We start from the raw sequence: 18,719 nt of genomic DNA, 5'->3' as shown, positions 1-18,719 counted from the left end.
TACAAATAAAAAAAAGAAGTGCCTCAAAATTTAAAGCACTTCGTTTGTTTACTTAGTGGGCTTGTGTGCGCCTATATAGTTAACGAACACCTCATAATGTCTTCCCCAGTCTCTGGGTGGGTAAAGAACCTCGTATTCTTTTCCTTTATGAACGACTTTAACGCCTTTCTCTAGCTTTTCATTAGGCGGGCAGAAGATCATATTGGTTATGTCAGTTATTCTTCCTACCGCAGTTGGGGAACTAATTGATTCAACATAAGGCTGAAAAGAACATTTGTATGGAACTAGAGTTTCTTGATCCTCATATATATCTGTTCCCCAATCAGTCTTTTTACCTGTCTTCACCCTTTTAACCTGAATTAAATAATATAGATCATTGAACTTCAATGTGAGTCACCCTCCAGCAGTGATGTAAGGGGTTTTAAAGCTATCCAATTCAAGCTTAATATCATCAGGGAGTTTGTCGTAATAGCTTTCTGAAATACCCCCTCTTGTTTCCGCTTTTGTAGCCTCAACACCCTTTAACCTATACTTAAATACAGCTATATCCTCAATGACACCTAGCAAATTATCTGGAATTTCATTCTCATTAATCTCACAGTAATTAATTACAAAACGCCGAGCTTTCTTTAAATAAAGTTCCAAAAGAGCATCTTCAGAGTCATCAGCAATATCTAAAAACAACTTCAAATTAGCCAATTGATCCATTCTATTCACCTGATTTCTCAGTTTTCTTCTGCTTCTTTACTGTTTTTTTCTTTTCCTTATAGCCTTGTTCCTTATAAATTAATTTAAAGGCCTTTTCTGTCAATTTCACTTCATTACCATTTGGATCAATGTAATCCTTCATATTAAGCACCTCATATTTTATTTAGATTTTTTATGATAAAAAAAGAGAGAGGATAACCTCTCTCCGATTAATCTTGTTTATCAACCTTAGGAGTGATTGCTGCAAAAGCATCTTCCTTAATAGGTAAGAAACCAAGTCTCATAGTTGCCTTAATTGCAATCATATCGTTTTCTGCAAGTGAAAGAGGTTTACCATCGCCCATTACATGACCTTGTAGTGTAGCTTCCTTCAGGATTTCATATTTCAATCCTTCTCGAATACCAACCAATGAGTAATCAAAGTTACCTAAGATTAGATCAGCCTTTGTTTTGTCAAATCCACCATTTGAAGAAAATTCAACAGGGAATCCGTACAATTCATTTTGTGATACACCAGAAACATAAATTTGATTTCCGTTTGTGTCTCTTAGAGTACGTAGAGTATTTTTAATACCTCGATGCCCTGCAAATCCAGTTACATCTAATCCTGTATCTTCAACAAGAGCCATAGCATTTGAAACGTCAATATCAAATGTGCCGCCGGTGCCGTTTGCAATAAGATTTCCAGAAGCCTCAGCAGAGCCAAACAAGCTTTTCTTGAACGGAGAGTTGATACCAAAAAGACCCGCTCCATCAATAGTAGTGTAAAATGCTTTTTCAATTTCTGTTCGCAGTTCTGAGAAAACGTTGATAGTGGTGTCATTTAATTTCTCTTTAGTTACTGGAATGATTACAGCAATCTTTTTAGCTTCAAGTTCAGGATGGATATATCTCACTTCGGATGTATTAATCCGTTCAGATTCTCCTACCCAGTATGCTCCAGGCCCATCAACCAAAACAGGAATTTTCTTTTTATCTGATTCCATAGGCTGAACCTTAGATAATTTGAGTAATGTTGAACCCTTGGTAATGCCTTTGATGATTTCTTTTTGAATTTGTGTAGGTACAAAACCTTCTAATTGATCTTTTAAAAATGCCATTTATAATTTCCACCTTTATTCTTTATTTTATTATTTCTAATAGTTTTATAGTCTTGATTGATTCTCATAAATAGCTGCCATAAAGTCTGAAGAGGATCCAGCTTTGTTGTTATTTACAGAAGCAGGAGGAGTATAGCTGCTATTCTTCAATCGGTCTTCAACCTGTTCTTGAATATACGGCTTCATAGACTCTTCAAATTTTGTTAAGTTTCCTAGAGTTACCTCTTCATTATCAGAAACAAGCAAATCAATTAAGTCTGCAGGAATCTTTTTATCTGATGCTGTTTTTAGTGCAATGGATTTCATTTTCTCAATTCTTGCATTGCGTTCAAATTCTTCATTTTTGAGTTCAAGTTCCCGAATTCTTTTTTGTTCAGGAGTTTCATCTGGATACCGCTTCTTAATTTCCTCTTCAAGCTTCTGAGGAAATGTGCTTTCCATCCATGAGTTTAAACTTGTGGAGAAGAATCTATCTTTTTGCGACTGCATCCACTTTTTAGCATCTTCATCTGTTTCAACGAACTGTTTAACACCATCAAGTGTTACAGGCTGCAACCCTTGAAGATATTGTTTTACCTCGTCATTATCTTGTTGTTCTTCAAAAAACTTTTTAACATCTTCTAAATTCATTTCAAATCACTCCATTCGCCCTTTCTAGTGTCAGTGACCCTAAAAAGTGCATATTTTTACATAAGAAAAAGGCTCTATTTATAGAGAGCCTGTAGTATTGCTTACCTCTAATGATTTAAGTTTTCTTTGGTGCTCAATCTCTTGTTCTCTTGCATATTCTTGTTCCTGTCTTCTCTTCTGCATCTCTACAGCAGGATTTTCAACATATGGTATTTGGGCTAGTATCGTTTCCCATGAACATACTTCAGATAATTTGCTTAATGAATCAGCTAAAGCAGTAATATCAGAAGGGATGTTCATTGTTAATTTAAGCTTAACCTTGCGATGATCGTATTCCTCGCCTTTTTGGATCTTGATAAACTTAAAGAAGTTCTTTAACCTCTTCTTAATTGCTGTTTCCAGCATCGCTTGTTTAAGGGAACATTTATTTTCCAAGGAGATTAATCTTGATCTGAGGGCTGCAGAAGATAAATTAGATTGAAGCTTTTCATTTGTGTCTACATGACTGGCCAGCTTGTACATTTTCTCTTCAAGCTCTTTCAGCAAATTTTGTACAAATTTATCATCAATCTTCTTAATAAGATAATCAACACTTGCTTGTGTAGGCACTTGAAGAATACCCGTTTTCTTAAACTTCGCTGCGTCTTCATCAGTGATTTTTGCTCCGGTTATTTTCAAGAAAGCCTGTCTGAAATCAGATACCTCATTCACCAAATCAGATAAAGTGTTATTATAGGCATCATTTTCTGATTTGATATCATCTAACATACTTGTTCTTTCGTGATTTGCGGAGGTCACTTCAATTGGAGGTGTATCGAAGATATGTGTACGCTGCCCCACATAAATTAGATTATCGCTTCCATCAACATCAAAGTGTAAGATTGAATTACTTATGTAAACATCTACTTTTTCGTTATCAGAAAACAAATCGTTTTTGTATATATGCAACGCCAAAATAACGTCTTTCTCAACATCGCCTTCTTCGATTACAAAGCAGTTCATTGGCGTTAATACAGCACACTTAAATTCATTGTCTCTGGTTGTGTATTGGATTTCATATGCTTCTCCAAACTTAGTTGCTTCTAGCATAAGTTTTTGATCGTGAATTTTAGACCAATGAGAGAAGTTATAATCAATCACATCAATCAATTGATTATTTCCATCTAAACTAATATAGGTCACTGGATTCCCTAAAGCATACGCAATTTCGTCATGAATAAATTTTTTAAAGAAATTCACGACTACTTTCATATTACTTCTACTCTCATTCATAGCGTAGTTCCTCATTATGCTATGATGTCCATTGTAGTATTCTTCGTATGTTTTATAAGTCTCCTGGTTTTCTCTAAGCTTTCTAAGACACTTCATTAACAAAGTTTCTAATTCAGGAGTTATTTGAATTTGTCCATTTCTTTTTCGCTTTAAAACTGTATCAACGATGTTTCTCAATTACTCACCTCCTTTAAAATAATGCTGACCTATCTAAAAAGTTAATGTATTGCACTTCTTGTAGCTCATCAATAAGCCTGTCAAACTCAGCTGTAATATCAGGAGCATCATCAAAACGTGTAAACTTTTCACCTTCATAGGCCATTATTTGATCAGTAAACTCTTTATCTTCTTGAGGAAATACAATAAAACCACTGTCTACCTTTCCACCAATGGCTCTAATCTTAGCTTCTTTGTTTTTCGTTTGATGTTCATTAATGATTTGAATGTCTCTTGCTGTTAGTGTACGATCTTTATTAATTTCTCTTTGAATATCACGTACATCTGCACCGCTAAACACGTTCTTCTCAATCCATAAATGTGTGATATCTGGGTATTCTTTCAATAAGGATATCACCTTTGCAATATAGTCATCGTATTCAAGCCTCTCAATACACGCTTTCCTAACCCATCTAAAGTTATTAGGAGTCTTAGAACCGACAATAAAAGCAGAATAATCGTGACTATCCTGTACCTCAACGGCTGGATCACAACAAAGTATTGTTTTTATGAAATTGTCTTTTTCCTTTTCAATTTCTTTTCTAGGTAATGTCTTGATATCATGGAAAGCTTTCTGCCCTAGCTTAGACGCATCATTCATCATTTCTTGTTTGAATGCAGAAGGATTAGGATAATACTTCCCAACAGCAAGATCATAGCAATTATACTTGTCTTCCCAAAGAACTGGAAACTTCATTTCTTCTTCATGCTCTAGGTAGAACTTTTTAGCATCCTCTTCTGCATTAGGATTAGTTGCGTCATATCGAATTTTCTTTAATTCAGCCCATTTACCACTATTGAATAATTCATCAATATCGTCAACAATAACCGCTTTCTTCACGATTCGTTTATACTGAACATCCTTTAGTATCCTTGAAATAAGGCAATCCCTATGAAGAATTGTACCGAGCATAATAAACTTTGTTCCCATCTTAACCTTTTTGCCATCCCTTATTACAGGATCATCACCTGCATAATCAGCATCTTGTGTCCACGTATTGTATTTCTTATCTCTTGCTTCTTGAGTAATAACATCAGCTGCTGATTGATAATCATCACCAATAATGCATGTAGGACGTTCTCCATTGTGTTTTAATCCACGAATAGATGTCCCAGAACTTATAGCTTGGATTTTGCAACCGTTTGAGAAATACATTTTCAACTTAATTGAACGTGTGAGCATATGTCCAAAGGTATTGATGATATAAGGGTTCTCGTCAAATGCTCGTCTGGTATCATTTATGAATTCAACTGCATCATCTTCTTTTTTCCCCGCCACAAGCGTAAAGTAGGATATTCCGTATGCTGCTAAATAGGTTGATAATGCAAAGTTAACAGTTGTTGTCTTAGAGCTTCCACGAGGCATACAAAGGACAAGCTTATCGAACTCATCTTTAATGAACATATCATCAAGCGTATTCCATATTTCAAAATGGAAATCACCAAGTTTACGAGCTGTGTTAGTGGGCTTTGCTTGGAAAGTATCCTGGAGGTAATATAGACAAAAGAATTCAAAACTACGAGCCCCAAGTGAATGAGCTACTCCATTTTTACCGAAGAGATTCTTCCCCTTCATCATTCTGTTTGTCCTCATTACTGCTTCATCATGAGTTGAACCATTTTTCAAGTAATCTCTATAAAGATACTCTCTAAGCAAATTCCTGTTTTCTCTTGTGTTGATTAAATCGGATATCCGAATCACCTCCGAGTTTTAAAATTATAATAAAAATTGTGTGGGTTGCTATCGGATGAGAGGATGTTCAATCATTTAGAATGCCCCCTATTATTGATAACTAGCGTCCTTTCTGGTGCGTTTCAAACACATTTAGCCCTATAGGTATCAGATTACGCATCAATGCTTATTTAGCCTGTAAATGCCTTTTAGAGAGGATTCTATCGGGTGGTTTTATACTCACAAAATGACTTACTTATACCATAACCATAGTTTGTAAAGGCATACGTTTATAAACGCTGTCTATCTCAGCAACATCACGTTTAAAAAGGTGTTATTTTATTTTTATAAACGTTTATAAAATATAATAGACCTTTACAAACAAAAATGGTATAATAAAGGTACAATAAATGAGAGGATGACAAGCGATGATTTCTAAAATGTTTGGTTACATAAGAGTAAGTTCAAAGGATCAAAACGAAAACAGGCAGATCACCAATATGCTTAAAGAAGGCATTGCTGAACGTGATCTATTCATTGACAAGCAAAGTGGTAAAGACTTCGAAAGACCTGCATATAAAACACTCAAGCAAGTTGTAAGAACAGGTGATACTGTTGTGTTTGATTCAATCACTCGTATGGGTCGTAACATGAAAGAGACTCAAAAAGAATACGATTGGTTCATTGATAATGGCATTAAGCTTAAATTCATTAAAGAACCAATGATCAACTCTACTGAAGATCAAGACGATATTCTTAAAGAAGCTATACAGAAGATTGTATTGACTATCCTTACAGCCTTTGCAGAGAAGGAAAGGGAGGACATAAGAGAGAGACAAGCAGAAGGGATCAAAGATGCCAAAGAAAAAGGAAAGCACTTAGGACGACCTAAAAAGGGGTTTGACACATTAACAAAAGAGCAACGATCCACCCTTGAATCAGGCTACTCTAAATGGAAAAGCAAAGAGATTACAGGTGTTCAATTCGCTAAAGACTTACAGCTTACTAAGAATACTTTCTATAAAGTGATAAAAGAATATGAAGCACAGCTGACCCTAGCCAATTAATAAAAGCTAAGGGTCTTTTTATTCGTCTTCAGATAGCTTTGAAGCCGTCCACTCTTCTTCTTCCTTAGCCAATACATCTTTTGATACATTGTCATTGCTTCGATCATCTTTGATATTTAAAATATTCTCTGGATTGCCCTCAGTGTATGCAAGTAATAACTGTGTAGCCTTCACCCTTGCATTATCGTTTGTGGATGATTCGCTGATCTTTTTTAAATTTTCAAAGAAGGCTTTTGTATCTCGACTTACTTCACGTCTAACTGAAAGTTTTTTGTAATGTAAAAGTCTGTCGTACTCCTGCGAGTATTCTTCTTCCTTTTCCCAGTTGTACAGAGTCGGTCTTGTCACTCCTACTTCCTTAGCAATCTCAGTCCTATTCAGCTTTCCTTCCACTAATAATTCAATTGCTTTTAACTTTCTTTCATCAAGCATAATATATTTTACACCTACTTTATTTTTTACATTTTTCTTGTGATAAGAACGCTTTAAGATCGCACTTACATTTAGCATATACAACACTAGATTCAATTTGGTGTAATCCTTCAGGTTCTTCACACCTTTTACAGCAAGCCAGTTCATCTTCCACAAAATCGTTCTTATACACTTCTAACGCTTTATCTTTAAAATATCTTTCAAATGTAGCCAGCTTAGTCTCATCATCCTTAAAACTGATCTTTTCTGAATCAATCAGCTTATTTTGCCTAATGATATCGACAGTTTCTCTGGATTCTGGATGAAGCAAGTGAAGTGCAATTTTAACGCCATAATACACTTTTTCACCTTCATCTGAATTCCCCAAATACACATTGTAACCACAAACCTCAAGATACAAATCCACATCTAAAGTTGTTTTAATTCGACCTATTTTTTTAGCTGTACTCATTTTTAAATTCCTCCGTTAGTATGTTGTTTTATTTACTTGTCCCGCTTCATAACACAAATAAAAAAGCACCCGTTGCTGCGGATGCCTTTACCTTTTCCTTTTATAACTTTCAATATCTTCTCTTAAAAATAAACGATCACGGCTTGTTGTTTTAATGGGTACTAATGTTTCACGATCGACCAACTGTTTTAAGTTTTGACGACTACAGCCGATTATCTCAATCGCTTCAGACGTTGTTAAAATTTCTTTTGCTATAAAATCCTTCAAGTCATCAATGCTGTCAAAAACAATCTTAGTCATTTCGATGATTCCTCCACCTAAGAATAATGTTTATTATTGTGAGTATCAACCAGATTAACGCTAATACCATTGTTAGTATATCTAAGGTGCTGAGATGAGCATAATCAAAATTCGAAAACAGCATAATGAACAGAATGAAAAAGACTACCGTTAAACCGTCATTCAATTTTTTCATGTGTTTTGAGTATGGAATGAAAAGTGTTATAATAATAAGAGAAGGGGAATAAATCCCCTCTAGCTTATGAGCGACGTTTCTTCTTGGCGGGAGAACGTCGTTTTTTGTTTTTGCTTGCCTTCAAGTCCTTGATGTTCTTGATCATGGTTGTTATTCCTGCTAGGATTGCAACCACCCAAGCCAAGTCCCGAAGGATAAGCTCTAACTTTTCCATACTCATTTCCCCTCCTTTCTTAACTTAATTATAACACTTACATTTACTATCGTCAATCTATTTATTTTATTTTTATCCTTATTTTTCACTTTTTTCTAGCATGAAAGGAGGGTGCTAATATATCCTGCATGTTGTTTTCTGTTCTTGTTTAGACATTTATAGTCGTTCGCGAATCGACTTTGTTTAAATTGAATGGTTATTTTTTATTTTTCTTCTAGTTCAGCTACTGTATTAATAATCATCTGTTCAAACTCTTCAGACTTAGCAGATCCTAATTTTTCAAAATTGGATCGAAGTCTATTAGCTATGATGTTTATTTTTTCAAGTGATTCTATAGGAAACTTATTAAAGATTGGATAAAGGAGATCAGTGTTCATTAACTCGTAATAAAACTCAAACTGCTTCTTAGTATCATCAGGAATATCCAAGTCACTGAATTCCTTCACGACATTAAAACTTAACCAATCATTCATGCTGATCTTACTCAAATCAATACCTTGCTCTTCAGCTTCTAATAGAGCTTTCACAAAATTCTCAAACATCTTTTGCAACTTGAACATACCGAACTGAGGATAGATGTATACATGATACTCATCATTTATCTGAACCTTTTGTTTCTTATCAACACTTTTTGATAGTGTCTTTACACCTGATACACTTAATTTTTTTGATGTCATTTAATTTCTCCTTTGCTTTCATTATTTTCGTAAGGCTTGCCTACAATTTCTTCATACTGTTCGGGTGTAATCCAGTCTATTTCAACATACGTCCTTATATCGGCGTCCGTATAACACTTCCAGTCATAGAACTGCTTAATATCTGCAAATTCGGGATATGAAGCCATTTACTTACCTTCCTTCAAGTCAGTAATATCTTTTTGTAGTTGTGCGATTAATAGAGCTGTATCAGCTTCTCGTTGTCTTCGTTGAGCATTTTCCTTTTCAGTAGCCGCCACTTGTAACGATAATTTAGCATTCTGCATTTTCAAAAGATCAACCGGTGAAGATACCCGCCCATTTTCAATTTGTTTTTCTAGTTCCTCTTTTTCTTCTTGCGTTGCGGCCTCTGTCCATGACTTATCTGAGGGATGATACATCGCCTTTATGAAAGACGGAGGCTGGACGGTTGTACAATTCTTAGGGATTGTATAGTCTCCTTCTTCATCCGGTTCAATAATAACGGGTTTGGTTAGAATGAAATTTTCATCATACTCATAAACCTGAATCACGCTGTGTCTCCTTTTTGAAAACCCACGACTACATCAATATAGTAACCGCCCAATTTACTTGAATCAGCGGGGTCTGGGTATTTTATTTTCAAATCACCATTATCGTAAATTATCAGATTGGCTGTTCCACCCGTACCACTCAATGATACTGTTGCTACAGTACCGCCTGCTGGAACCATTGAAGATGGAATTGAACCAAATATGATCTCTGGATCAGTTCTAACATGACCTCTTAAAACTAACAGCGCTCCCCATTTTGCGTAAATGGGCGTTCGTGTGCCTACTGTAGCTCCATTCTTTAGCATGATGTTGGCATATGTAATAGCACCGTTCCACGTCTTCCGTTCATCTACCGAGATGTGCCGCTCTGGGTTTTCGTTATGATCTTTGAACTGCTGGGTCATATCATTCCAATAAGCTTGGTCTTCAGCCGTAACATGAACATTAGTGTCATTCAGGTGATTATCAAAATCACTTTTAGCGGCTTGCTGAACGTTATCAACTTTATCAAGTCCCAGCTGTGCAGCAGTTACCTTGTGAGGATTTGAGGTATCTGAGGTGTGTTTGTCAAAATCCGCTTTCTTTGCTTGCACGTCGTTAGTGACGGCCGATAACCCAATTTGTGCTTTTGTTACACCATGTGGGTTGTCTTTATCTTCTAAATGGGCATCAAAATCAGTTTTTGCTGCTTGCTGTACATTATCAACCTTAGACAAGCCAACTTGGCTTTTAGTAACTGAATGGGGATTTTCCTTATCATTCAGATGAATGTTAAAATCCTCTTTGGTGGCCTGTTCTTCATTGATTAGGTTTGATAATCCGACTTGTTCTTTAGTCACATGATGTGGATTCTCACTGTTTTGAATATGCATTTTTAAATCGAAATTCTGCTTCTCCATGAAATCATCAACTTTTTCAGATAAACGCTTTTCATGAGCAGACATATGAGCTTCAGTTCTGTAAAATTGATCTTTAAGATTATTGATTTGTATATTGTTTTGTTTAAGCTGACCTATAAATTGTGAATTAGACATTGATTATTTCTCCTAAATAAAGAAGACCTTATTAAAGGTCTTCCGTCCAAATATCGTCCCAAATGTCTTTCCAGGCTGGAGAATTATCAGAAGCTGCTGAAAGTGATTCATATGGATGCTCTTCGTCAAAATCCTCTTCAAAGAGCTTTTCAAAATCACTCAGGCTTATGTAATAATTGTCCTCCTCTGAAAGCAGTAAATATGCATCTTCAATACCATCAACATTTTTAAACTTTCCGCATACATCATGAAAAGTCATTATTCCATCCCCCAAACAATCATTTTAAAACCAGTAATATCAACAGTTCCAGATGCCTTAACTGTCAATAGCACTTTTGGACAAACGAAGGGCAACTGTTTTTGAATTGGATAGTTTGAAACAAATGCAGCATTACTGATTAAAGTTGTGCTGTCACTTGCGGATGTTGATGAATAAAAAGGAATACTCTTCGGCACAGAATAAGCACTGACTGTAACTTTGCTATTTGCGCTGTCAGTCTGTGTTGTATACAGAGCAACGCCATAAGCTCTAAACACTCCTAAATTCTCAACAAGATCTAATGTGTACGACTTTGTTGCACCAACTGCCACAGTATCATTATCTGTTAACACAGATTCCTCGTATGACTTTTGGATCTGAGTTTTAATAGGAACTGTGTTTCTCACAAGAACTGGAATAGATGATTTGTTTGCAACATTAACATCAAGAGGCTGATCAGTTTTAAGATCAACCTCTAATGGAATAGTTGAATTTTCAATTGATACAGGCGTTATAGGGTTGCCAGTACCATCATCTTTTGCAGAGGTAAGCGTAGTTCCATCTTTATTTAAGAAAGGAATCTTCAACGCCTCCCTTATGCACTTGCGCCGCCAAGATCAACGCTTTGCTTTGGAGACTCAGTAGGTTTCTCACCTTTTGATCCGTCTGCTTTACGTTTAACCCGAATGAAACGCCCAAGAGAATTATCAACTGCAAGCGCTGTGAATTTGATTTCAGGTGTAATTGCGTTGCCGGCTTCAAAGTTTAGCTCTGCTTCACCAGAAGGAGAGATTTTATCGAACTGAATATAAAGATCACTATGGATTGTTTCAGTTTCTGGATCGTACTCTAAAGTGTGATATTCCATCTCATAAGCTTCAGAGAATGTATCAGCCTTAATTTCAACAATTTCGCCTTCAGCATCAATTTTATATCGTGCTTTAACTTTCGCACCCTCTTTTGCAAAAGTTGTAGGGAGTTGACCTTCTGTGGTTTCAGTTTCCATAAGATAAGACTCTCCTTCGCTATTCTCGAAAGAAACTGTATCAACTGGAGTCTTGCTAAGAGTTACTTTTCCATCCGACTCAACAGTAAGCGTCTCATCCTCCCATACTTGCACCGTTCCATTTTCAACCTTGACTCCTTGCTGCATGGCCAACCAATCCAAGCTGAAGAAAGCATTTTTGATTGTTCCTGTAATATTCTTGTCGGACTTAATTTGATAAAGGTTTTGGTTTCCCCATCCGCCTTTTAAATAGTCTTCCTGGATACTTTGAGACAGGCTAGTTGTTTGTGCTTCAGCAGTTGCAATAACTTTCCCGTCAGATTTTCTTTTCATAACAACGTTACATACATCATGAATTACTGTCTTTTTACTCATTTATTAAAATTCCACCTTGTTTTTTAATTTGAGAATAATTTCTCTAAGTTTCTTGCTTCTTTCTTAGTTATGTAATTTTTCTCTTCTTCAAATAAATCTATATGTTGACTCCAAGAACCAATGTTTTTGGCAGCTTCCGGACTTACAGTAGAGAGTACAATCGCAGCAGAGCTATTTAAAAAAGCAGCGCCTCTGAAAAAATGAGAGTGAAGTTGGGGAAGCGTTAATTCAAGAACTTCAGCGGATGAATACCCAGTAAATTGAACAACACAACTAACAATATCGGAGAAATCATAATTGTTCTCAGACTGTTTCAACGCTCTACTTTTCTTGTTGAATTTTTCAAGTTCAGAGTTTTTGCTAACCTTTTTTTCTTTTAAGCAATGCATATCAAGAATTAACTTACGGATATCGTGAAAGTTCTTCTCGTCTACAGATTGGAACGCATCAGGGTTATTAAACACCTTCGCAAACACTCTTTGGTAAGAGGCTCTTAACTGATCCATCACATTAACTATGTCCAACAAAGTTGAAGCGTTAAAATCATTGATCAAGCTATCCAATTGACCAAATTTATTGTTTTCTTGAAATTCAGCTATTATTTCAGATTTTGATTTAACCATTTGAGAGAGATCATTTACGAACTGAGGATAATCTTTAAGTCTAATGAAGTGGCACTCTCCTATATCTGTTGAAATAGGAGTACCTAAAATAAAGAAGTCCTTTGAATATTCCATTATTGTGGAGCTCCAAAGGAAAAGATGAGTTTATAGCCGAGGTATCCATCAGGGGGATTAGCTATCAACATTCTATTGATATTAGCAACCTTACCCACACCAGCAACATTTTTATCGTAAACAATATCAATTAGCCGGTCTATGATCTTGAGACTTCTAGGATCATTGTCTTCAAAATGATCAATATGGGTGTATACGTCAATCATTACATCCTGGGATGTAATACGCTTATTGTGTGTAGTATAGCCGTTACCAAAGTACATGCATATCCGACATTGAGGATCATCTTCTTTTAAATCGTTTGATTTAGGAGCTCTAACAATAATTCCTTTGAGGATGTCATCAAAATCATCTCTTTGCTGCACGTCTATATTAGCGGGATTACTCAACTCTTTATAATAAGCAAGATTCATTAACTCACTGTCTCTTGAAACGAGCTTGAAAATGCCTATTAAGTCATTTGCTAATTTGCTCATATCATCACCTCCTTCCTAAATTGTTTAATTAAAATCTATAAAGAGGCTTACCATTGGCCATCTCTTTTATTTTTTCATTTGCTTTTCTTAATACTTCTGGATCAATATTTTTAACCAATTCTTGAAACTTCTCATTTGGCTCGCCCCATCTTGGTTGTTCTTTTTTATTTTCCATTACCGAGCACCTTCTCTAACATCAAAATCGCTTTACTAGCTCTATACCATCCTTCGCCTTGACAGTAGCATTCCATATCCCATGTATTCTCAAAAAACAAATCACATTTCTTACAGTAATATCCTGACTTGAGGATTTTCGTATCAGTAACCTTATTTTCTTTCATTTTATTATTCCTCCAATTGTTTTTTCTCATTTAAACACGATTACGGGGGCACTGAGGATGCCCCGCACATAGTCATGTTAAAAGGAGAAACCCCGAACCAAAAATGGCTCGGAATAAGAACAAAAATAAAATCAAAGGAGTAAAACTAATGAAACCCCGAAACCATTTATTTAACGTCGCTGGAGTCGGCCTGTACATCTCTTCAGCACTGTTTCCGCAATGCTGTTTAATGTAGTAACGACAAAGAATTAGATCACTTTGATTACTCTGCGCTTTCCGTTTTCATACTCAGGCTTAGAGTAGACAAAGTCTTTCATTCTTTGAATAAGCTCAGGTGACATATCTGAATCATAATTCAAAAAGGAGCTGATTTTTGACTGAGCACAACCGCATTCTTTCGCAATTTCCGTTTGAGTTAACCTTCTTTTACGAATATCTAGCCATAGCTTATGTCTATCAATTTCCACTTATAGTCCTCCTTCCATCAATAAATTTTTATTTGAAATAATTATCTAAAATAAGGGGGGCTGATCATAGTGATCAGCATTCTTTGATTATTTAGGAGGAATAACCAAAAGACTATAGATGTCCAAAGTTGAATTAAACAATGTTTGGGTCGAAATTGCATAGTATGGATTTTTGTGATAAATTATAATTACGGAATCGTATAAATAATTATCTATAAATCAATACTTCTTTTTTCTTCCCTAGAAGAAGATTATAGATATCACTATACAACTGGAAAAACCCTTGTATATCAAGGGCTTATCCATCTTCATTTTTTTCCTTATAATTTAAGCGTTACATTTTTTATTTTTACGTGATTTTCGTGTTCTCAGTCTTCCTAGTTCCCTCCTCCTCTCTTCTGCACACTCTTTGCACCTTGTTCCCTTTTCGATTTCCCGCTCACAATCAACACATTTAAAAACTCTGCGAATGTTCTTTTTTAAATTCCTTACAATGTTATACCCAAAACAATTGTAGAGAGTATCCTTATGCTTAGAGCATTTAGTATTGAATAGATATTCAACCAATATATCTGTTATGTAACTGCTGTCTCTCTTAATACTCAGCAAGGTTTCTCTGATCTCTTTTGTGACATGCCATTCTGCATCTTGTCGGGATACGTCTTGCTTTTTCTGCTGTTTAGCTTTCCAATGCTTACCCCTATCAAGCAGTGTGTAAGTTCTCACGATCATTGTGTCTTCAACTTGTTTCCTGCTAAAATCTTTAAGTAATTCATCTTTTATTTTCAAGATAACTTCCTTCGTGTCTAATACCTCTTGCTTTTTTGAATACAACTTGTAGAGTTCATTAAATCGTGCCGATACCTCTTCATTAAGACCAAGAGTGGCATTCTTATTCTTAAGTTTTGTGTAATCAAATTCACCCGCCAACCTCTTAAAATTCACCCTGTTATTCGGTATTTTTTCACCCAACCGATTAACTACAGAATCATTTCTTGATCTGACGTTCTTTCTTTTCTTGTCTTTTGCGTAAATAAAGAAGTGAGGAACTTTCCTGTTATAAGTCCCTTTCAGAAAACCATTAATTCTTTGACTAACATGTTCAGGACGGGTTGGTTTGTACAAGGTCTTGGCATAATCAATCTCAAAGTTATTTTCCATGGTAAGCCATTTGATCACGTCTAAATCAACCTTATCACTATTCCACACCTTGGTTATGTTATTACTATACTCACCAATGTTTACCTCAAACGCCAATTCCAAGCTTTTATAGATGCTCTCATTATTGATTTCTTGGTTTTCTGCTGTCTTCATTTCATAATAAAGAGGAACAATATCATCATTTTTCATATTTCTTTCTGCTATCTCAACAAAAGTGCTGTCGCTAACTAAAAGTGCTTTATCTCCGTCCACATCAAACTGCAGAAGTCTTGACAAGGCATCTTTAGTGGACGTATACACGCCTTTCGTAATGAACCAGTCTTTAAGATCATCATTTAACTTGTTGATCCTAATGCCATGCTCCCTAGATAGATGAGGAGGCCTTAACACATCTAATTTTTGCTGATTATTAAAAAGCTTACAGCTAACCTCTCCGTCATTTAGTAAAACCTTCGGATCAGAATCACCGCAAAACCAATAACCGCAAGCAGCATACAAATCTGGAATAATAAAAGTATAATGAGAGCCTTCCAGCAGGATTTTTCCTGCTTTTGCTTCCTTCACCAAACGCTTTTTATTCTTCTTAATAATCTCCTTTGAATGGTTATCATTAAGCAACTCAGGATAAATCAAATGAGCTTTCTGAAAGTTATTTTTATGGGCATTGCTTTCAACGGCTCCTATAACCTCAAGCATTGATTCTTTATCTTTGTAAAGAGTTTGGATCCTCTTCACTGTGTTTTCTGAAAGCTTATCTAACTCTTCATCTGTCGTGTCGGTTAGTGTCTGGATCATTTGATAATTAAGTTCACTGTTTTTAAATTCATCCTCTTCTTCATTCAACTTGGCTGCCTGACACTCATACTTCTTAAATTTGGATTTGTAATCATCCCATGAATCATAATGTTTCCAGAGCTTAAACTGACTCTTCGTTAGGATAATTTTAATACCGTCTTTAACAATATCCCATTCCTTGCCGTATATATCTTTAATTTTGGTCTTCCGGCATAATTTAGAATACTCATCAAATGGAAATGGGACTAACATTCCTTTCATAAAAGGGGCTCTAAACATGAATGCACTCTCTGAAAGCTCAGGGAGAATCATTCCACAGCCATCCGTATGATTTATTGGAATAGACTTGTACTCTCTTTTAATTTCGTATGTTTCATCGTTTATGTAATCAACCTCAGTGAACACATCCGTCTCAAAATCATTTACAACTATACACCCATCAATATTAAACCCTTCCCATAATGTACTGGCGCTATTTGATAAGGCAAGGTAAGCGATCCATTTGTTAATGCTCATGCCGCCCTTAGAATTAATTACCTCTTCACTAAGCCCACACATCAGAGTGTTTTTCTTCTTCAGATACGTCTTTTCTTTGATGAATACACCCTTCTTTTGTCTAATTTGTCCTGCTGATGAAGCATAGTAAACGTATTTTTCATTATTAAAATAATAACCATTCTGAACCAAGCTTCTAAAAACGTTATGGTAAAAGGATTCAACTATCATAATCTCTTCAGTGATCTGATCGTAGTCCAATCCAAGTGTTCTAATTAGCACTGAATCAAATAAAGAGATAACCCTTTGCGATCTAACCTCTCCATCTTTTGTTTTAAGCGAATCACCTCTAAGGGTTCTCGTCCCTTTAAAACTTTGCTGCTCTTCAATCAATTCATCTTTCTTTTCATTAATCCAACAGTTAGTAATTTTTTTAAGACGATTGATTTTCGCTTTGTTGTATTTGCAGGCCATTAGCTCATCAATATCATTTGAAAGCCTGGATTCACTTTCACCTTTTTTCTTGATGTATGTAATTAGCGATTGTTCCAATTCCTTAAAGCTTCTTTCTTCCTCAAAGAGCTTACCAGTTAGATCTAAATGAATATCGGATACATTTGAATCATTCATTTTTGCCACTTTTTTAGCCAACTTCTGCAAAAACTTTTTATAAAGGCGAAGTTGAAGCAAATCCTGATTTAATTTTTCTTCTTTATCATTATAAAAAGCAGATGAATCTAAAGAGTAAACGAACACTGATTTAGTTAAATTTTCATTTTTCAATAAGTAATCCTCCAATTGTTTATTCCGAAGAATGATTAACTTGTTAATCATGATGAGAAGATGGACAAAGTTTACTTTGTACATCTAGGCTCTTCTTAATTTCAAATGATCAAATAGTACTTGGGGGATGCTTTAGGTTAATAATCCCTCGCTACGCTCCAAATTATTAACCTTACAGCCAACCATCCCCCAAACCCCCTTCAGACTGGTGTTTCACACTCTTTTAAGTTTTTCGTGTTATAATTGGACAATTAAAAATCGACCAATAAAGGTTGTATTAAGTATTTAGGTTTAGGAAGTTTACTGGTCGATTTTTCACATTCCGAAGTTCAATAATTCAATTTGATCAATCGTGTCTTTATGTAATGTGGTTCTCTCAACTTTCTGAAGTTCCATATCAATGGTTGGAGCGTCTTTCTTGATCAATATATCTATTAAGCTATTAATATCGTCTATGTAATTCTTTTGAGATCTGTGAGGCTTGCTGACTCTTTCAACAGAGGATTTCATGTGTCTTTTCTTAGCGTTGGTTAGTAATTTAATGCATACCTTATTATTAATTTGAGAAATAAAATCTTCTCTTTTTGCTTTTTTCAAAAGAAAATCCAGCATACTGATGCATTCTCTTTCTAGGTGTCTTCTATTGACTGTGATGTTATAGGCTTGAAAGTAGTCATTAACCCGACTTCGTTTATACACTTCTTTTTTGACTCGATTTTCGAAGGTATTCCATGACTTTGCACCACTACCTCTGAGCTGAGATAAACTGTTATAGCCCATTTCAGTCATCACTTGTTTTTGCCAATACAAGATTAATTCTTTTTCCTCTAATGTAGCTTTTCGTGACACTGATTCTCCATTTTCCTTTACTTTAAAAACTGTTTCGTACATAATCATGCTTCGATCTACAAGGCCTTTTAAGGCCGTTTCAATTGCTTTTTTAAAGTTACTCTGGCTCGTTTTATAAAAATCATTTACTGTCTCAATACCAGTCTCAGCAAGAAGTGATATCCCTTGTTTATCTCTCATATGCTTAAAGTAATTTCTATTCACCAGTCCAAACGAACTAATCAACTTACTCTTCGTAATAGTTACATTTCCATCATTATGTTCTTGAGCAAGTATATCCAATACTAACCATTGAATAATTTCGTTATATACTGTATTTTTCGCATTCCCCTCTTTCGGTAATGGTTTATCAAACACTTGACCGATTACAATAGAATGCCCACTCTTACTATATGTACAGTACCGTTCTAATTCTTTTAATTGTGCTTTTTTGCTATTGGTTGAGTTTTTGAATTGCAACCCCATTTCCTCACAAA

Annotated in this window: 26 protein-coding genes; 1 reads left to right on the top strand and 25 read right to left on the bottom strand. The window is 35.4% G+C overall.

What is annotated here, in order from left to right; all coding sequences use genetic code 11:
• Positions 1–48: 48 nt before the first annotated feature.
• From ACNFN4_RS10085 to ACNFN4_RS10055, 7 genes are all read right to left on the bottom strand, one after another.
• Positions 49–387, bottom strand: coding sequence for a hypothetical protein (locus ACNFN4_RS10085; protein WP_104679079.1), 339 nt, complete (start codon positions 385–387; stop codon positions 49–51).
• A 6-nt stretch (positions 388–393) separates the two neighbouring features.
• Positions 394–708 (bottom strand): phage head-tail connector protein, encoded by a 315-nt coding sequence (locus tag ACNFN4_RS10080; RefSeq protein WP_071347049.1) that lies wholly within the window; start codon positions 706–708, stop codon positions 394–396.
• A 1-nt stretch (position 709) separates the two neighbouring features.
• Positions 710–850, bottom strand: coding sequence for a hypothetical protein (locus ACNFN4_RS10075; RefSeq protein ID WP_157110140.1), 141 nt, complete (start codon positions 848–850; stop codon positions 710–712).
• Positions 851–917: 67 nt separating this feature from the next.
• Complete coding sequence (locus tag ACNFN4_RS10070) at positions 918–1,808, bottom strand: phage major capsid protein (protein WP_104679078.1); 891 nt, start codon at positions 1,806–1,808, stop codon at positions 918–920.
• A 45-nt stretch (positions 1,809–1,853) separates the two neighbouring features.
• The gene (locus ACNFN4_RS10065) at positions 1,854–2,438 is read right to left on the bottom strand and encodes a DUF4355 domain-containing protein (protein WP_053574398.1); all 585 of its coding nucleotides are present in this window, start codon (positions 2,436–2,438) and stop codon (positions 1,854–1,856) included.
• A gap of 78 nt (positions 2,439–2,516) precedes the next feature.
• Entirely contained in the window at positions 2,517–3,887 is a 1,371-nt protein-coding gene (locus ACNFN4_RS10060) for a phage portal protein (RefSeq protein WP_266056000.1), read from the bottom strand.
• A 13-nt stretch (positions 3,888–3,900) separates the two neighbouring features.
• The gene (locus tag ACNFN4_RS10055; protein ID WP_266056002.1) at positions 3,901–5,505 is read right to left on the bottom strand and encodes a hypothetical protein; all 1,605 of its coding nucleotides are present in this window, start codon (positions 5,503–5,505) and stop codon (positions 3,901–3,903) included.
• A gap of 521 nt (positions 5,506–6,026) precedes the next feature.
• Between ACNFN4_RS10055 and ACNFN4_RS10050 the strand changes: the two genes are divergently transcribed.
• Entirely contained in the window at positions 6,027–6,665 is a 639-nt protein-coding gene (locus ACNFN4_RS10050) for a recombinase family protein (RefSeq protein WP_104679076.1), read from the top strand.
• An 18-nt stretch (positions 6,666–6,683) separates the two neighbouring features.
• Here ACNFN4_RS10050 and ACNFN4_RS10045 read toward each other — a convergent pair whose 3' ends face one another.
• The 18 genes from ACNFN4_RS10045 to ACNFN4_RS09960 form a co-directional block, all read right to left on the bottom strand.
• Positions 6,684–7,097, bottom strand: a complete 414-nt coding sequence (locus ACNFN4_RS10045) for a phBC6A51 family helix-turn-helix protein (protein ID WP_053574402.1) — start codon at positions 7,095–7,097, stop codon at positions 6,684–6,686.
• A 19-nt stretch (positions 7,098–7,116) separates the two neighbouring features.
• Positions 7,117–7,548, bottom strand: a complete 432-nt coding sequence (locus ACNFN4_RS10040; RefSeq protein WP_169061499.1) for a hypothetical protein — start codon at positions 7,546–7,548, stop codon at positions 7,117–7,119.
• A gap of 87 nt (positions 7,549–7,635) precedes the next feature.
• Positions 7,636–7,848 carry a helix-turn-helix transcriptional regulator gene (locus ACNFN4_RS10035; RefSeq protein ID WP_014721012.1) on the bottom strand — a complete coding sequence of 71 codons (213 nt, stop codon included), beginning with the start codon at positions 7,846–7,848 and terminating at the stop codon, positions 7,636–7,638.
• Between the two features lie 239 nt (positions 7,849–8,087).
• Positions 8,088–8,237 carry a hypothetical protein gene (locus tag ACNFN4_RS10030; RefSeq protein WP_017417543.1) on the bottom strand — a complete coding sequence of 50 codons (150 nt, stop codon included), beginning with the start codon at positions 8,235–8,237 and terminating at the stop codon, positions 8,088–8,090.
• A 203-nt stretch (positions 8,238–8,440) separates the two neighbouring features.
• Complete coding sequence (locus ACNFN4_RS10025) at positions 8,441–8,914, bottom strand: hypothetical protein (protein ID WP_104679074.1); 474 nt, start codon at positions 8,912–8,914, stop codon at positions 8,441–8,443.
• Positions 8,911–9,081 carry an XkdX family protein gene (locus tag ACNFN4_RS10020; protein WP_053574406.1) on the bottom strand — a complete coding sequence of 57 codons (171 nt, stop codon included), beginning with the start codon at positions 9,079–9,081 and terminating at the stop codon, positions 8,911–8,913. The genes ACNFN4_RS10025 and ACNFN4_RS10020 overlap by 4 nt, the downstream gene beginning before the upstream one ends.
• Complete coding sequence (locus tag ACNFN4_RS10015; RefSeq protein ID WP_327997455.1) at positions 9,082–9,465, bottom strand: hypothetical protein; 384 nt, start codon at positions 9,463–9,465, stop codon at positions 9,082–9,084.
• Complete coding sequence (locus tag ACNFN4_RS10010; protein WP_327997457.1) at positions 9,462–10,499, bottom strand: hypothetical protein; 1,038 nt, start codon at positions 10,497–10,499, stop codon at positions 9,462–9,464. The genes ACNFN4_RS10015 and ACNFN4_RS10010 overlap by 4 nt, the downstream gene beginning before the upstream one ends.
• A 31-nt stretch (positions 10,500–10,530) precedes the next feature.
• Complete coding sequence (locus ACNFN4_RS10005) at positions 10,531–10,758, bottom strand: hypothetical protein (protein ID WP_327997458.1); 228 nt, start codon at positions 10,756–10,758, stop codon at positions 10,531–10,533.
• Positions 10,758–11,345, bottom strand: coding sequence for a hypothetical protein (locus ACNFN4_RS10000; protein WP_014417457.1), 588 nt, complete (start codon positions 11,343–11,345; stop codon positions 10,758–10,760). The genes ACNFN4_RS10005 and ACNFN4_RS10000 overlap by 1 nt, the downstream gene beginning before the upstream one ends.
• A gap of 8 nt (positions 11,346–11,353) precedes the next feature.
• Entirely contained in the window at positions 11,354–12,139 is a 786-nt protein-coding gene (locus ACNFN4_RS09995) for a hypothetical protein (RefSeq protein WP_014417456.1), read from the bottom strand.
• A 23-nt stretch (positions 12,140–12,162) separates the two neighbouring features.
• Positions 12,163–12,876 (bottom strand): hypothetical protein, encoded by a 714-nt coding sequence (locus ACNFN4_RS09990; RefSeq protein ID WP_104679069.1) that lies wholly within the window; start codon positions 12,874–12,876, stop codon positions 12,163–12,165.
• Positions 12,876–13,352, bottom strand: a complete 477-nt coding sequence (locus tag ACNFN4_RS09985) for a hypothetical protein (protein ID WP_017417539.1) — start codon at positions 13,350–13,352, stop codon at positions 12,876–12,878. Before ACNFN4_RS09985 ends, ACNFN4_RS09990 begins: the two co-directional genes overlap by 1 nt.
• A gap of 28 nt (positions 13,353–13,380) precedes the next feature.
• The gene (locus tag ACNFN4_RS09980) at positions 13,381–13,527 is read right to left on the bottom strand and encodes a hypothetical protein (RefSeq protein WP_014417454.1); all 147 of its coding nucleotides are present in this window, start codon (positions 13,525–13,527) and stop codon (positions 13,381–13,383) included.
• Positions 13,517–13,693: a hypothetical protein gene (locus ACNFN4_RS09975; protein ID WP_017417538.1), complete on the bottom strand. Its 177-nt coding sequence runs from the start codon at positions 13,691–13,693 to the stop codon at positions 13,517–13,519. Before ACNFN4_RS09975 ends, ACNFN4_RS09980 begins: the two co-directional genes overlap by 11 nt.
• Before the next feature lie 248 nt (positions 13,694–13,941).
• Positions 13,942–14,160, bottom strand: coding sequence for a helix-turn-helix transcriptional regulator (locus tag ACNFN4_RS09970; RefSeq protein WP_014417453.1), 219 nt, complete (start codon positions 14,158–14,160; stop codon positions 13,942–13,944).
• A 327-nt stretch (positions 14,161–14,487) separates the two neighbouring features.
• Entirely contained in the window at positions 14,488–17,394 is a 2,907-nt protein-coding gene (locus ACNFN4_RS09965; RefSeq protein ID WP_448200144.1) for a hypothetical protein, read from the bottom strand.
• 315 nt (positions 17,395–17,709) lie between these two features.
• Positions 17,710–18,708 (bottom strand): hypothetical protein, encoded by a 999-nt coding sequence (locus ACNFN4_RS09960; RefSeq protein WP_327997463.1) that lies wholly within the window; start codon positions 18,706–18,708, stop codon positions 17,710–17,712.
• Positions 18,709–18,719 lie beyond the last annotated feature (11 nt).

The organism is Bacillus sp. N1(2025), assembly GCF_053470005.1.
The sequence above is the reverse complement of the archived record's forward strand: the minus strand, read 5'-3'. Positions and strand labels throughout refer to the sequence as shown.

Coding starts and splice junctions, on each gene's coding strand:
- ACNFN4_RS10080 (WP_071347049.1), bottom strand. CDS start 708: ATGGATCAATTGGCTAATTTGAAGTTGTTTTTAGATATTGCTGATGAC.
- ACNFN4_RS10075 (WP_157110140.1), bottom strand. CDS start 850: ATGAAGGATTACATTGATCCAAATGGTAATGAAGTGAAATTGACAGAA.
- ACNFN4_RS10070 (WP_104679078.1), bottom strand. CDS start 1,808: ATGGCATTTTTAAAAGATCAATTAGAAGGTTTTGTACCTACACAAATT.
- ACNFN4_RS10065 (WP_053574398.1), bottom strand. CDS start 2,438: ATGAATTTAGAAGATGTTAAAAAGTTTTTTGAAGAACAACAAGATAAT.
- ACNFN4_RS10055 (WP_266056002.1), bottom strand. CDS start 5,505: ATGATGAAGGGGAAGAATCTCTTCGGTAAAAATGGAGTAGCTCATTCA.
- ACNFN4_RS10050 (WP_104679076.1), top strand. CDS start 6,027: ATGATTTCTAAAATGTTTGGTTACATAAGAGTAAGTTCAAAGGATCAA.
- ACNFN4_RS10045 (WP_053574402.1), bottom strand. CDS start 7,097: ATGCTTGATGAAAGAAAGTTAAAAGCAATTGAATTATTAGTGGAAGGA.
- ACNFN4_RS10040 (WP_169061499.1), bottom strand. CDS start 7,548: ATGAGTACAGCTAAAAAAATAGGTCGAATTAAAACAACTTTAGATGTG.
- ACNFN4_RS10035 (WP_014721012.1), bottom strand. CDS start 7,848: ATGACTAAGATTGTTTTTGACAGCATTGATGACTTGAAGGATTTTATA.
- ACNFN4_RS10030 (WP_017417543.1), bottom strand. CDS start 8,237: ATGGAAAAGTTAGAGCTTATCCTTCGGGACTTGGCTTGGGTGGTTGCA.
- ACNFN4_RS10025 (WP_104679074.1), bottom strand. CDS start 8,914: ATGACATCAAAAAAATTAAGTGTATCAGGTGTAAAGACACTATCAAAA.
- ACNFN4_RS10020 (WP_053574406.1), bottom strand. CDS start 9,081: ATGGCTTCATATCCCGAATTTGCAGATATTAAGCAGTTCTATGACTGG.
- ACNFN4_RS10010 (WP_327997457.1), bottom strand. CDS start 10,499: ATGTCTAATTCACAATTTATAGGTCAGCTTAAACAAAACAATATACAA.
- ACNFN4_RS10005 (WP_327997458.1), bottom strand. CDS start 10,758: ATGACTTTTCATGATGTATGCGGAAAGTTTAAAAATGTTGATGGTATT.
- ACNFN4_RS09995 (WP_014417456.1), bottom strand. CDS start 12,139: ATGAGTAAAAAGACAGTAATTCATGATGTATGTAACGTTGTTATGAAA.
- ACNFN4_RS09990 (WP_104679069.1), bottom strand. CDS start 12,876: ATGGAATATTCAAAGGACTTCTTTATTTTAGGTACTCCTATTTCAACA.
- ACNFN4_RS09985 (WP_017417539.1), bottom strand. CDS start 13,352: ATGAGCAAATTAGCAAATGACTTAATAGGCATTTTCAAGCTCGTTTCA.
- ACNFN4_RS09980 (WP_014417454.1), bottom strand. CDS start 13,527: ATGGAAAATAAAAAAGAACAACCAAGATGGGGCGAGCCAAATGAGAAG.
- ACNFN4_RS09975 (WP_017417538.1), bottom strand. CDS start 13,693: ATGAAAGAAAATAAGGTTACTGATACGAAAATCCTCAAGTCAGGATAT.
- ACNFN4_RS09960 (WP_327997463.1), bottom strand. CDS start 18,708: ATGGGGTTGCAATTCAAAAACTCAACCAATAGCAAAAAAGCACAATTA.